At 69.7% G+C, this 12,531-nt stretch carries 12 protein-coding genes; 6 read left to right on the top strand and 6 right to left on the bottom strand.

All coding sequences use genetic code 11. The features are described 5' to 3' along the window. Nucleotides 1-99 precede the first annotated feature (99 nt). Entirely contained in the window at nucleotides 100-591 is a 492-nt protein-coding gene (gene nrdR / locus L942_RS01345) for a transcriptional regulator NrdR (RefSeq protein ID WP_037353776.1), read from the top strand. Between the two features lie 38 nt (nucleotides 592-629). Beyond that, a complete protein-coding gene (locus tag L942_RS01340) occupies nucleotides 630-3,440 on the top strand; it encodes a vitamin B12-dependent ribonucleotide reductase (RefSeq protein ID WP_037353775.1) in 2,811 nt (936 codons plus the stop codon). 97 nt (nucleotides 3,441-3,537) lie between these two features. Here L942_RS01340 and L942_RS01335 read toward each other — a convergent pair whose 3' ends face one another. Beyond that, nucleotides 3,538-4,164: a TetR/AcrR family transcriptional regulator gene (locus L942_RS01335; protein WP_037353773.1), complete on the bottom strand. Its 627-nt coding sequence runs from the start codon at nucleotides 4,162-4,164 to the stop codon at nucleotides 3,538-3,540. Between the two features lie 139 nt (nucleotides 4,165-4,303). Between L942_RS01335 and L942_RS01330 the strand changes: the two genes are divergently transcribed. Next, complete coding sequence (locus L942_RS01330; RefSeq protein WP_037353772.1) at nucleotides 4,304-5,263, top strand: quinone oxidoreductase family protein; 960 nt, start codon at nucleotides 4,304-4,306, stop codon at nucleotides 5,261-5,263. Nucleotides 5,264-5,281: 18 nt separating this feature from the next. Here the strand turns inward: L942_RS01330 and L942_RS01325 are convergent, their stop codons facing one another. Genes L942_RS01325 through L942_RS01315 form a run of 3 tightly spaced genes read right to left on the bottom strand, consistent with a single transcriptional unit; the run spans nucleotide 5,282 to nucleotide 6,761 of the window. Continuing rightward, nucleotides 5,282-5,665 carry a tautomerase family protein gene (locus L942_RS01325; RefSeq protein ID WP_037353770.1) on the bottom strand — a complete coding sequence of 128 codons (384 nt, stop codon included), beginning with the start codon at nucleotides 5,663-5,665 and terminating at the stop codon, nucleotides 5,282-5,284. Nucleotides 5,666-5,676: 11 nt separating this feature from the next. Beyond that, complete coding sequence (locus L942_RS01320) at nucleotides 5,677-6,198, bottom strand: DUF4865 family protein (RefSeq protein ID WP_037353769.1); 522 nt, start codon at nucleotides 6,196-6,198, stop codon at nucleotides 5,677-5,679. Nucleotides 6,199-6,203: 5 nt separating this feature from the next. After that, the gene (locus L942_RS01315) at nucleotides 6,204-6,761 is read right to left on the bottom strand and encodes a TetR/AcrR family transcriptional regulator (protein WP_037353834.1); all 558 of its coding nucleotides are present in this window, start codon (nucleotides 6,759-6,761) and stop codon (nucleotides 6,204-6,206) included. A gap of 111 nt (nucleotides 6,762-6,872) precedes the next feature. Here L942_RS01315 and L942_RS01310 point away from each other — a divergent pair, with 111 nt between their 5' ends. Next, complete coding sequence (locus L942_RS01310) at nucleotides 6,873-7,445, top strand: hypothetical protein (RefSeq protein WP_037353766.1); 573 nt, start codon at nucleotides 6,873-6,875, stop codon at nucleotides 7,443-7,445. Here L942_RS01310 and L942_RS01305 read toward each other — a convergent pair. Continuing rightward, nucleotides 7,442-9,451, bottom strand: coding sequence for a prolyl oligopeptidase family serine peptidase (locus L942_RS01305; RefSeq protein WP_037353765.1), 2,010 nt, complete (start codon nucleotides 9,449-9,451; stop codon nucleotides 7,442-7,444). The genes L942_RS01310 and L942_RS01305 overlap by 4 nt on opposite strands. Before the next feature lie 107 nt (nucleotides 9,452-9,558). Between L942_RS01305 and L942_RS01300 the strand changes: the two genes are divergently transcribed. Next, a complete protein-coding gene (locus tag L942_RS01300; RefSeq protein WP_037353764.1) occupies nucleotides 9,559-10,458 on the top strand; it encodes a neutral zinc metallopeptidase in 900 nt (299 codons plus the stop codon). Here L942_RS01300 and L942_RS01295 read toward each other — a convergent pair. Continuing rightward, entirely contained in the window at nucleotides 10,451-11,029 is a 579-nt protein-coding gene (locus L942_RS01295) for a TIGR03086 family metal-binding protein (protein ID WP_037353761.1), read from the bottom strand. The genes L942_RS01300 and L942_RS01295 overlap by 8 nt on opposite strands. 81 nt (nucleotides 11,030-11,110) lie before the next feature. Between L942_RS01295 and pdxR the strand changes: the two genes are divergently transcribed. Continuing rightward, nucleotides 11,111-12,520, top strand: a complete 1,410-nt coding sequence (gene pdxR / locus L942_RS01290; protein WP_037353759.1) for a MocR-like pyridoxine biosynthesis transcription factor PdxR — start codon at nucleotides 11,111-11,113, stop codon at nucleotides 12,518-12,520. Nucleotides 12,521-12,531 lie beyond the last annotated feature (11 nt).

Here is a 12,531-nt window from a genome sequence, read left to right as displayed (position 1 = left end):
GCGGGGTCGCGCGCGGTGACCGCGGTCCAGGCCGTAGCGTGGCGGCAGGGGCCGGTTGGGACAGGAATCGACCGGCGCGGAGGGGAAGGTGATCGGCGGATGAGGTGCCCGTTCTGCCGGCATGCGGACTCTCGGGTCGTCGACTCCCGAGAGGTGGACGAGGGACAGGCGATCCGGCGGCGGCGTTCGTGCGCCGAGTGCGGACGGCGTTTCACCACGTCGGAGACGATGGTGCTGGCCGTGGTCAAACGGTCCGGCGTCACCGAGCAGTTCAGCCGGGACAAGGTGGTCAACGGCGTGCGGAGGGCCTGCCAGGGCCGTCCGGTCGACGACGACGCGCTGCAGAAGCTCGCGCAGCGCGTGGAGGAGTCGATCCGGTCCGCCGGCCTGGCCGAGATCCCCAGCCACGAGGTCGGCCTCGCCATCCTCGGCCCGCTGCGCGAACTGGACGGCGTCGCGTATCTCCGGTTCGCCAGCGTCTACCGCTCCTTCTCCTCGGTCGAGGACTTCGAGAAGGAGATCGCCGACCTGCGGAAAGCCATGGCGGGAACTGCGGAGGACCAGGAAGGCGAGCGCGCCGGCGACGACTGAGCCGTCACCGGGTCGCGGGGAGCGAGGGACAGGACCGCATGACCGAAACCGTGGGAACCGGCGCCGCGGCCGGACAGAACAAGAAGCCGAACAAGGGCCTCACCGTCCGGCGGGTCTTCACCACCGAGGGGATCCACCCCTACGACGAGGTCGCGTGGGAGACCCGCGACGTCGTCATGACGAACTGGCGCGACGGCAGCGTCAACTTCGAGCAGCGCGGGGTCGAATTCCCCGAGTTCTGGTCGGTCAACGCGACCAACATCGTCACCAGCAAGTACTTCCGCGGCGCGGTCGGCAGCCCGCAGCGCGAGAGCAGCCTCAAGCAGCTCATCGACCGCGTGGTGCGCACCTACGTGAAGGCCGCCGCCGAACACGACTACTTCGCGAGCCCGTCCGACCTCGAGATCTTCGAACACGAGCTCACCTGGATGCTGCTGCACCAGGTCTTCAGCTTCAACTCCCCGGTGTGGTTCAACGTCGGCACGTCCTCGAAGCAGCAGGTGTCCGCCTGCTTCATCCTCGCCGTCGACGACACGATGGAGTCGATCCTCAACTGGTACCGCGAGGAAGGCCTGATCTTCAAGGGCGGCTCCGGCGCGGGCCTCAACCTCTCGCGCATCCGGTCCTCGAAGGAACTGCTCACCTCCGGCGGAACCGCGTCCGGCCCGGTCTCGTTCATGCGCGGCGCCGACGCTTCCGCGGGCACCATCAAGTCCGGCGGGGCCACCCGGCGCGCGGCGAAGATGGTCGTGCTCGACGTCGACCACCCGGACATCGAGGAGTTCATCCAGACCAAGGCGCGCGAAGAGGAAAAGATCAAGGTCCTCCGCGACGCCGGGTTCGACATGGACCTCTCCGGAGCCGACATCTCCTCGGTGCAGTACCAGAACGCGAACAACTCGGTCCGCGTGTCCGACGAGTTCATGCACGCCGTCGAGAACGGCACGGACTTCGGCCTGCGCGCCCGGCTCACCGGCGAGGTCATCGACCGCACCGACGCGAAGAAGCTGTTCCGCAGCATGGCGCAGGCGGCGTGGGAATGCGCCGACCCGGGCGTGCAGTACGACAGCACGATCAACGACTGGCACACCTGCCCCGAATCGGGCCGGATCACCGCGTCCAACCCGTGCAGCGAGTACATGCACCTCGACAACTCGAGCTGCAACCTCGCGTCGCTCAACCTGCTGAAGTTCGTGTCCGAAGAAGGCACGTTCGACGCGCCGCTCTTCGCGAAGGCCGTCGAGTTCGTCATCACCGCGATGGACATCTCGATCTGCTTCGCCGACTTCCCGACCGAGCCGATCGCCGACACCACGCGCAAGTTCCGCCAGCTCGGCATCGGCTACGCCAACCTCGGCGCGCTGCTGATGGCGCTGGGCCACGCGTACGACTCCGAGGGCGGCCGCGCGCTCGCCGCCGCGATCACGTCCCTGATGACCGGCGTGTCCTACCGGCGCTCGGCCGAGCTGGCCGGCGTCGTCGGACCGTACGAGGGCTACGCCCGCAACGCCGAAGCGCACCAGCGCGTCATGCGCAAGCACGCCGCGGCCAACGAGCTGATCCGCACCTACCACAGCAACGACGTCGCGGTCCGCGCGCTCGCGTCGGAGGAGTGGCAGAAGGGCATCGACCTCGGCGTCCGCAACGGCTGGCGCAACGCGCAGGCCTCGGTGCTCGCGCCCACCGGCACCATCGGCTTCATGATGGACTGCGACACCACGGGCATCGAGCCGGACTTCTCGCTGGTGAAGTTCAAGAAGCTCGTCGGCGGCGGGTCCATGCAGATCGTGAACCAGACCGTGCCGCGCGCCCTCAAGGTGCTGGGCTATCAGCCCGAGCAGGTCGAGGCGATCGTCGAATACGTCGCGCAGCACGGCCACGTCGTTGACGCGCCGGGCCTGCGTCCCGAGCACTACGAGGTGTTCGACTGCGCGGTCGGCGACCGGTCCATCGCGCCGATGGGCCACGTGCGGATGATGGCCGCGGTCCAGCCGTTCATCTCGGGCGCGATCTCGAAGACGGTCAACATGCCGGAGTCGGCGACCGTCGAGGACGTCGAGGAGATCTACTTCCAGGGCTGGAAACTCGGCCTCAAGGCGCTCGCGATCTACCGCGACAACTGCAAGGTCGGCCAGCCGCTGTCCACGGCGAAGAAGAAGGAAGCGGAAGCCGAGCCGGAGAAGGTCGTCGAATACCGCCCGGTGCGCCGCCGCCTGCCGAAGAAGCGCCCGAGCCAGACGGTCTCGTTCACCGTCGGCGGCGCGGAGGGCTACCTGCACGCCGGGTCGTACCCGGACGACGGCCTCGGCGAGATCTTCGTGAAGCTCGGCAAGCAGGGCTCCACGCTGTCCGGCGTGATGGACGCCTTCTCGATGTCCATTTCGGTCGGCCTGCAGCACGGCATCCCGCTCGAGTTCTACGTCTCGAAGTTCTCCAACCTGCGCTTCGAGCCGGCCGGCATGACCGACGACCCGGACATCCGGATCGCCACGAGCGTCATGGACTACCTGTTCCGCCGCCTGGCACTCGACTACCTGCCGTACGAAAAGCGGGCCCAGCTGGGCATTTTCACCGCGGACGAACGCTCGGCCGAGGTCGAGGCGAACTACGGCGGCCAGAACGTCGACCTCGACGCGCTGCGCGGCAGCGTCGACGCGTCGCCCGTCCGCACCGAAGAGTCCGCGAAGGACACTCCGGCGCGCGACGCGCACAGCACGGCCGAGCTGATGGAACTCCACCTCGGCAAAGCCGCGGACGCACCGCTCTGCATGACCTGCGGTACGAAGATGCGGCCCGCCGGTTCCTGCTACGCCTGCGAGGGTTGCGGCGCGACGTCCGGCTGCAGCTGATCCATCCTTGAGCAAAGGGGGCGCGGCGATGCCGCGCCCCCTTTCTCGGTTTCAGGGTCCGCCTGAAGCTCAGGAAGGCACCGCGGAAAACTGCCGCTCAGAGTTCTCCTTGCCTGCCAGGCGGATTCAGGCCCAGCAGCGGCAGCCACACCTGGTCCACGATTTCGACGATCGACGCGTCCGGCACCGCGCCCATGGTCATCAGCATGTCGTGGCGCACCAGGTCGAAGGGCAGGTTCACCACGCGTTCGGACCGCGGTGCCTCGGTCAGCTCGCCGCGCTCGACGGCGCGGGCGACAAGCGTCGCGAAGGGCGCCGGCTGGTCCGCGAGCCGGATCCGGCTGCGCAGGTCGTTGAAGCTGGTGCCGGTTTCGCGGAAGTAGTCCGCCAGTTGGAGGTGCAGAAGCACCACGGTGCGGTCCCGCTCGGCGTTGATCGTGCGCAGGAGGGCGAGCGCGTCCTGGCGCAGGCTGCCGGTGTCCGGAAGATCGAGGGGACGCCAGTGCCGGGTGAGCGTGGCGATGAGGAGGTCCTCGCGCCGCGGCCAGCGCCGGTAGAGCACCGGCTTGCTGGTTCCCGCGCGCGCGGCGATCGCCTCGTAGGTGAAACCGTGGTAGCCCTGCTCGACGAGAATCTCCCAGGCGGCATCGATGAGCGCGCTCTCCAGCGCGGCACCCCTGCGCCGGGTGGGAGTGCCCTCTGCTTGGTCCCGCTCGCTCACCACTGTCCTCTCCGGTTGCCCGTTCCCGCCGTGTTCACCCATGCGGTTAGACCCGCTTGCGTATCTTAACCCGCCGTCCTAAGCTCAGTGCTATAAGATACGGAACCGTTTCTAAAACCTGAGACCGCTAAAGGAGGCACCCATGTCCATGATCAACGCCGCGCTCGTGGAGTCCTTCGACGAGCCGCCGCACTACCGCTCCGTCCCTGCTCCCGAGGCCGCCGACGGCCAGGAGACGGTGGACGTCCTCGCCGTCGGCGTGCACCCCGCCACCCGCGGGATCGCCGCCGGAAAGCACTACACGAGTCCGCGGACCCTGCCCGCGCTGGCGGGTGCGGACGCGGTCGTCCGACGGCCGGACGGCAGCCTCGGCTACGTCATGCTCATGGGCGCCGGCACGCTGGCCGAGCGCATCGTCGTCGATCCGGCCGCCGTCATCCCGGTCCCGGACGGAACCGATCCCGCACTCCTGGCCGCCACCATGAACCCCGCGCTGTCCTCGTGGACCGCGCTGCGCACGCGCGTCCCGTTCCAGGCCGGGCAGTCGGTCCTGGTGCACGGCGCGACCGGCAACGCCGGCTCGACGGCCGTCAAGGTCGCCAAGCACCTCGGCGCGGAGCGGGTGGTCGCCGCCGGACGCAACCGTGCCCGCCTCGACGAACTCAAGGGCGAGGGTGCGGACGCCGTCGTCCAGCTCGTGCCCGACGAGGACGCCACCGCGGTCGCGCTCGCCGAAGCCGCCGCGGAGGTGGACGTGGTCCTGGACTACGTGTGGGGGCCGCCCACCGAACTCGCCATGCGCGCTGTCCTCGGCGCGCGTACCCAGCACACCCGCTTGCTCGACTGGGTGCAGATCGGCGGCATGGGCGGAGACTCGATCACCCTGTCCGGGCACGCGCTGCGCTCCAACGCGTTCCGGATCCTCGGCAGCGGCTTCGGCGCGGTGGAGCCGCAGGTCATGCAACGAGAGTTCACCGAACTCGTCGCCGCGATCGCCGCCGGCGGCATGGCCGTGCGCCCGCATCCGTTCCCGCTCGACCAGGTCGAGGCGGCCTGGACGCACCAGGACGCACCCGGCGAGCGCACCGTCATCCTGCTCTGACGCCCGCGCGGAGAAACTTCAGCGCAGCATTTGCGCGACCCCGTCGCCGAATGACCAGTCGACCTCGTGGTTTTCCGTCAGGCTGAAGAAGACGTTGCGCGGTTCGATTCCGGTCGCCTCGGCGATGAGTTCGGTCGCTCGCCGGTACAGCGCGGTTTTCTGCTCGTCGGTGCGGCCGGCGCGCATCGTGATGGCGATGTAGACGATGTCGTCGTCGCGGCGGACCCCGAAATAGCCTGGGTCGTAACGCAATCCGCCGGCGGCGTGGCTGTTCAGGATCTGGAACCGGTCGTCGACGGGGACGTCGATGGTTTCGGTCATCGCCTGGTGCACGGCCTCGCCGATGGCGGGGAGACGCTCGGCGTTGGGTTCGGACAGGACGTCGATGCGGACGAGCGGCATGGCGGGACCTCTCAGTTCAGCTGGTCGAGGTTCGGACGGGACAGGTGCAGCACCCGATACTGGACATCGGTGTCCTCGGCCGGGGCGGTGGTCCAGAGGGTGAAGCGCACGACTTCCCAGCGACGCGGGTCGATGGCCAGCGCGGTGGTATGCACGGACGGGTTTCGGGACAGCTGCGCGAGTTCGGCGAGTTCGCGGTCGAGGTCGTCCACGAACTGCCCGACGCGTTTGGTCGCGAACTTCGCGGCGCTCGCTCGTGCGGGACCGGCCAGGCAGCGAGCGACTGTCCAGTGGTGCACCGGCGGCCGGCCGAAATCCTGGACGATGCCTTCGAAACCCCCGCCGCCCCAAAGGAACCGGCTCATTCCGGCGGTGTCGGTCCACAGGTAGAACGGTGCGTAGTGGTTGTCACGCACCAGATACGCCTTGAGCCCCAACCCGGGGAACGCGTCGGTGCGGTGGCCTCGGGTCGCGACTCGGTGCTCGATGTCGTATCCAGCGGGCAGCTCGATTTCGTACTGCATGGCGTACATCGGTGTCACCGCCGTCCGAGGAGCGCGAGCGCGCCGCGGACCGCTTGGTCGAACGGCTCGGCCGTGCCGGACGAGCGGGCCAGGACGTACCCGCCCTGCAGCACCGCGACCAGAGCCGTCGCTGTCGTCGCCGGGTCGAGATCGCTCGGCAGCTCGTCGTTCGCGATGCCTTCGGCGAGCACTTCGGCGAGACGGCCGCGCAGCCAGTCGAAGGTTTCCTCCAGCGGCGCACGCAATTCCAGGTTCGCGACGATCTCGGGGTCCAGCGCCAGCCGGCCGACCGGGCAGCCGCGCAGGACGTCGCGTTCGCGCAGCAGATAGGCGGAAACGCGGTCGAACGCGGTCGTGCCCTGGGCGAACGCGGCCTCGGCGGAGGCGCGCAGATCGGCGGCGTTCTGCCGGATCGCGGCGAGCGCCAGGTCGGCCTTGCCGGCGAAGTGGTGGTACATGCTGCCCTGCCCGGCCCCGGCGCGCTGCTGGATGGCCTTCGGGCTGGTGCCGATGTACCCCCGCTCCCACAGCAGGTCCTGAGTGCTCGCGACGAGCTGGTCTCTCGTGGACATGCCTTGACTGTACATACTAGTAGGTACAGTGACAAGCGAGGGCGTGCCGCTCCGGCAGCTCCACCGAATCTCCACATCCTCCCCGCCGGACCGGCACATCCGGGCGGCAGCATGACCGCCGTGGACTGGAGTGTGGTGTTCGAGGCGGAGGAGCGGCGGCGGAAAATCCGGCCGCAACCAGCGTGGGGGAGCGGGGTGCGGCTGGATCCGGTGGTGGCGCGCAGCGTCCGGCGGTTCCGGCCGCCGGGCGAGGACCGGCAGCTGGTCGACCGGCTGCTCGAAACCGCAGGCCCGTCAAGGAAAAGCGACGTGATGAGCCAGCTGATCTCCGACGTGCTCGCGCTCGGCTACTACCGCGCGTTGCGGGACGGCACTCGCGACCCGGCCACCACGGAGGTCGCCGCGCGCGTGTTCGCCGGACTGGAACGGCGGCTGGCTTATCACGTGGATCGGTTGCGGCGCCAGAGAATCGCGGCTTCGGCGAAGTGGCGGGCGAGAGCGACGCTGGAAACCGGCGGGGTGCTCGTCGGCCACGGACGCGCGTTGCGGCGGCTCGGCGTGCCGTGGCTGGCGTTCGTCACCGACGCCTGGGCACAGTTCGAGCGAGCGCTCGCGGAGGTCCGCAAAGGACCGTCGATCCGCCCGGGGCCGCGCGTGCGGGCGCGGCCCCGGGACCTGGTCTAGGAAAGCTTCGACCAGAGGAATTCGTACGCGACCGCGGAACGGAACGCGAGCTGCTCGTTGTCCGCCGCCGCTCCGTGGCCGCCTTCGATGTTCTCGAAGTACTCCACGTCGTGGCCCTGTTCCCGCATCCGCGCGACCATCTTGCGCGCGTGCCCGGGATGCACGCGGTCGTCGCGGGTGGAGGTGACGAACAGGATCGGCGGATAGTCGCCGTCCGCCGAGACCTTCTGGTACGGCGAGTACTTCGAGATGTACTCCCACTCTTCCGGAACGTCCGGGTCGCCCCATTCGGCCATCCACGACGCCCCGGCCGGCAACAGGTGGTAGCGCTTCATGTCGAGCAACGGCACCTGGCACACGATCGCGCCGAACAGCTCCGGGTAGCTGGTGAGCATGACGCCCATCAGCAGCCCGCCGTTGCTGCCGCCCTGGATGCCGAGCCGTTCCTTCGTCGTGATGCCGCGCGAGACGAGATCGCGCGCGACCGCCGCGAAGTCCTGGTACGCCTTGTACCGATTCTCCTTCACTGCCTGCATGTGCCATTCCGGGCCGTATTCGCCGCCGCCGCGGATGTTCGCGACCACGTACGTGCCGCCGCGCGACAGCCAGGCCCGGCCGACCACCCCGCCGTACGACGGGGTCAGCGAAACCTCGAAGCCGCCGTATCCGTAGAGCAGCGTCGGGCCGTTCTCCGCGCCGGGCGGACGGACCACGAAGTACGGGATCTTCGTGCCGTCGTCCGAGGTCGCGAAGTACTGGCTGACCTCGATCCCGGTCGGGTCGAAGAACTCCGGAGCCTGCTTCAGCACCTCGACGTCGCCGCCGACGACGCCGCGGGTGAGCGTGGACGGCTGGACGTAGCTGGAGGAATCCACCAGGTACTCGTCGTCGACGTCCGGTTCGGTGTCGACGATCTCCGCGCTGCCGAATTCCGGCGCGCCGCCCAGTTCCGCCTCGGCCCAGCCGTCCGGGCCGGGCGTCAGCACGCGCAGCTCCGACTTGACGTCGTGCAAGGTCGCGAGCAGGAGGTGGTTGCGAGTCCAGGCGTAGTAGTCCAGCGACGTGTGCGCGTCCGGGGTGAACAGCGCGGTGAACTCGCGGTCGCCGGACTTGAACGCCTCATAGCGGATCGCGAGCAGCGTGCCCGCGGGGTGTTCGGCGCCGCCGACGGTCCACGCGCTGCGCGGGTGCACGAGCAGCCATTCGCGGTGCACGGACACCTCGACGTCCTCGGGCAGGTCCAGTCTGGTCAGTCCGGACAGGGTCCGCTCGAAGTACTCGGTGCGGTAGAAGTCGATGGCGCGGCGCACGAAGTCGCGCTCGAAGCCCTCGGTCGGATCGTGGTACGCGCTCACCGCGACGTCGTCCGGCTTGCCCTCGGCGACGAGAACCGCGTCTTCGAGCGGGGTGCCGCGCCGCCATTCCTTGACCAGCCGCGGATATCCGGAGGTGGTGAGCGAGCCAGGGCCGAAGTCCGTTCCGAGGTACACCCGGTCCGCGTCGATCCACCCGATCCGGTGCTTCGCTTCCGGCAGGGTGAACCCGTTCTCCACGAACTCGTGCGCGTCGAGGTCGAACTCGCGGACGACGGTCGCGTCCGCGCCGCCGCGCGACAGCTGGACCAGGCCGAGCCGGTGCCCGGGACGCAGCACCGCGGCGCCCTTCCAGACCCAGTTCTCGTCCTCGGCCGCGGCGAGCGCGTCGACGTCGAGCAGGATCTCCCAGTCCGGTTCGGTGGTGCGGTACTGCTCCAGCGTGGTGCGCCGCCACAGGCCGCGCGGGTGGTCGGCGTCCTGCCAGAAGTTGTAGTAGTGCGTCCCCCGGCGCACGACGTACGGGATCCGCCCGCCCGCGTCGAGCACCTCGCGGATCGAGTCCCGCAGCTGCCCGAACCTCTCGCTCGCGGTGAGCACGTCCAGCGTCTCCGCGTTGCGCGAACGGACCCATTCGAGCGCCTCGTCGCCCGTCACGTCTTCCAGCCACAGGTACGGATCTTCGACAGTCATAGCGTCCAGTCTCGCTGTCTCTCGCGGATCCGGCCAGGAGCCCGGCGTTCCCGTTTCGTGATCCAGGACGGCGGCCGGTCTCCGTATGCTGGCCGGGAGGGGGAGGAATGACGTATCACGCGGGAGGCTCCTGGCCTCCTCCGGCGCCGCGGGCCCCGCGCCGCACAGCGGGCAGAGCGCTGGGCGCGGTCGCCGCCGCGGCGATCGTCGCGGCCACGCTCGCGCTGATGGCCGCGGTGCCGCACGAGGTGGCCGGGCACGCGATCGCGGCCCCGGACGCCGACGCGATGCCGGACCGCCAGGACGCCAAACCGGTGCGCAAGCTCAGCGGCAACCCGCTGCTGGCCAAGGGGGTCGCGCTCGGTCCGGTGTCGTGCGACCTGCCGGACCTCAGCCGGGACGCGGAGCAGCTCAAGACCTTCTACACGACGCTCGTGGGCTGCCTGAAACAGGCGTGGCAGCCCGCGCTGGACAAAGCGGGCGAGCCGAACCTGCCGGTCAAGGTGTCGGTCACGCTGCCGAAGACCAGCGCGTGCGGCAGCGCGCCGTCCCGGGAGGAAGCGGTCGCGTACTACTGCGGCGGCGACGCCACCATCTACGCGCCCACCGAGTGGATGCTGTCGGACGCCGGGCTGAGCCGGGCCCGGCACCTCGCGACGCTCGCGCACGAGTACGGCCACCACGTCCAGCGCGAGAGCGGCATCCTCGACGCGGCGAGCACGGAGATGGGGTCGCCGGAGCCGACCAGCGACGCGGACAAGGCGGTCGTGCGCCGGATCGAGTTGCAGGCGAACTGTTTCGGCGCGCTGTTCCTCAACGCCGCGGCGGATCGCGGGTCGATCAGCCGGGCCACCGCGAACGCCGCCGTCGCCGACTACGGCCGCGCCGACGACAGCGGCGACCACGGCACCCGCGCGAACCAGCTGGCCTGGGCGAAGGCCGGTTACACCGGGGCCGGTCCGGCCGCCTGCGACACCTGGTCGGCCCCGGCGGACCAGGTCAGCTGACGCGCCACCGCGGGTCGCGGCCCAGCAGGCCGAGGAACTGGTCCAGTTCGCTTTCGTCGGCGCCGACGGGCACCACCGGCGCGAAGGTGCCTCGCTTGACGCGTTCCTCCGGATCGGTCGGAATCATGAGCGCGAACTGCAGCGCGGCGTGCACGGCCTCCGGTACCGGGTCGTAGGGGACGTCGAGGGTTTTGGCGAGGTCCCAGCCGTGCGCGACGGTGTCGACGAGGTGCATCGCGATCGCGACGGTGCCCGGGAAGGTGCCGAAGGTGTTGATGGCGATCTGGCGCTCCGCGACGTCGGCTTCGCCATACGCGGCGAGGTAGTCGGTCACTGAAGCTGCGTACGCGGCGTACGGGTCTTCGCCGAGTTGGCCGCGGTCCCAGTCCTTCGCGGAGCCGTTGCGCGCGGCTTCGGCGAAGGCGTGGTTTTCGCTGACTTGGTGGCGAAGCAGGTCCGCGAGCGTCCAGCCGGCGCACGGCGTGGGCCGGTCGAGGTCCGCGGCGGTGGTCTTCGCGACGATCGGGTCGAGGACGAGCAGGGACTGCCGGTCGAGGTCGAACGTGGTCATGGGCTCACGCTAACCGGCAGATCGGTCCAGGAAGAGAGCCAAAGCCGGGCCAACTGAGGTGGACCAATCTAGGCTGGATTCGTGGACCTGCACCTGGACCTGTCCGGCACCCGCGGCCATCGCGATGCGATCTACCGCCAGATCCGCGAGGCGGTGCTCGACGGACGGCTCCGCGACGGCGACGTGCTTCCGCCGACCCGCGAACTGGCACACCAGCTGGCCGTTTCGCGCACCACCGTCACCGCTGCGTACGAACGCCTCACCGCGGAAGGATTTCTCACCGGACGGGTCGGCGCCGGTACCTACGTGCGCGCCGGTGCCGCGCCGAGGCCCGCCGAACCGGCCGGGTCCGCGGAGGGGGTTCAGCCGCGTCCGGAGTGGACAGACGTGCCTTCGCCGCCGAAAGCGTTCACCAACCCGCCGCAGTTCGATTTCCGCGCCGGGGTACCGGATGTGCGGCTGTTTCCGTTCGATACCTGGCGACGGCTGACGACCCAGGCGTTGCGCAGTTCCCGCGCGGAGCTGATGACTTACGGCGAACCGCAAGGCGATCGGCGGCTGCGCACCGAACTCGCGCGGCACCTCGCGGTGTCCCGGAACGTTCGGGTGCTCCCGGAACACCTCGTGATCACCTCGGGCGCGCAGCAGACGATCGACCTCGTGGCCCGGGTTCTGTTGCGGCCCGGAGATCTGGCCGCCGTCGAAGATCCCGGCTATCCGCCGCCGCGGCTGCTGCTGGGCACGCTCGGGGTGCGCGTCGCGCCGGTTCCGGTGGACGACGAGGGCATCGTGGTCGACGCGATCCCGCCGGGCACGCGGCTGGTGCACGTGACGCCTTCGCATCAGTACCCGCTCGGGGTCGCGATGTCGCCAGCTCGCCGGCGCGCGTTGCTGGATTGGGCCGAGGACCACGGGGCAGTGGTGGTCGAGGACGACTACGACACCGAATTCCGCTACTCCGGGCGCCCGCTGGAACCGTTGCACAGCTTGGATTCCCACGGCCGGGTGGTCTACGTCGGCTCGTTCTCGAAGGTCCTGTCACCCGCGCTGCGGCTGGGTTTCCTCGCCGCTCCGCCCGCATTGGCGGAAGCGATCGTGAAGGCGAAATACCTCGCCGACTGGCATTCGCCCGGCATCGAACAGGCAGTGGTCGCGGCCTTCCTCGCCGAAGGCGGCTTCGCCCGGCACGTCCGCCGGATGCGCGGCATCTACCGCGCCCGGCACGACCTCCTCGTGGACCGCCTCCGGGCCGGGTTCGGCGACCTGCTGGAACCGGTGCCCGCGTCGGCGGGGCTGCACCTGAGCGCGTCGGCGGATCGGGATTTGCGCGGCTTCGCGCGAAAGGCGGCCGGGGTGGGCGTCCGGCTGTTTTCGCTCGGCGATTTCTCCGTCGAGGCGCGGCGGCACGGGCTGCTGTTCGGCTACGGCGCGATCGCGGCGGAGGAGATCGGTCCTGGTCTCGCCCGGTTGCGCCGGGTGCTCGACGGATGAGCGCGTTACCA

Origin of the sequence: Amycolatopsis orientalis DSM 43388 (genome assembly GCF_000411975.1) — a bacterium.
GTDB classification, from domain to species: Bacteria; Actinomycetota; Actinomycetes; order Mycobacteriales; family Pseudonocardiaceae; genus Amycolatopsis; species Amycolatopsis orientalis_D.
Note: the sequence above shows the minus strand (reverse complement) of the source record. Positions and strands in the feature narration are given on the sequence as shown.

What these genes read in the sequence shown, in the direction of transcription:
- L942_RS01330 (WP_037353772.1), top strand. Translation starts at nt 4,304, where the DNA reads ATGTCCATGATCAACGCCGCGCTCGTGGAGTCCTTCGACGAGCCGCCG.
- nrdR (WP_037353776.1), top strand. Translation starts at nt 100, where the DNA reads ATGAGGTGCCCGTTCTGCCGGCATGCGGACTCTCGGGTCGTCGACTCC.
- L942_RS01305 (WP_037353765.1), bottom strand. Translation starts at nt 9,451, where the DNA reads ATGACTGTCGAAGATCCGTACCTGTGGCTGGAAGACGTGACGGGCGAC.
- L942_RS01295 (WP_037353761.1), bottom strand. Translation starts at nt 11,029, where the DNA reads ATGACCACGTTCGACCTCGACCGGCAGTCCCTGCTCGTCCTCGACCCG.
- L942_RS01320 (WP_037353769.1), bottom strand. Translation starts at nt 6,198, where the DNA reads ATGTACGCCATGCAGTACGAAATCGAGCTGCCCGCTGGATACGACATC.
- L942_RS01325 (WP_037353770.1), bottom strand. Translation starts at nt 5,665, where the DNA reads ATGCCGCTCGTCCGCATCGACGTCCTGTCCGAACCCAACGCCGAGCGT.
- L942_RS01340 (WP_037353775.1), top strand. Translation starts at nt 630, where the DNA reads ATGACCGAAACCGTGGGAACCGGCGCCGCGGCCGGACAGAACAAGAAG.
- L942_RS01310 (WP_037353766.1), top strand. Translation starts at nt 6,873, where the DNA reads ATGACCGCCGTGGACTGGAGTGTGGTGTTCGAGGCGGAGGAGCGGCGG.
- L942_RS01315 (WP_037353834.1), bottom strand. Translation starts at nt 6,761, where the DNA reads ATGTCCACGAGAGACCAGCTCGTCGCGAGCACTCAGGACCTGCTGTGG.
- L942_RS01300 (WP_037353764.1), top strand. Translation starts at nt 9,559, where the DNA reads ATGACGTATCACGCGGGAGGCTCCTGGCCTCCTCCGGCGCCGCGGGCC.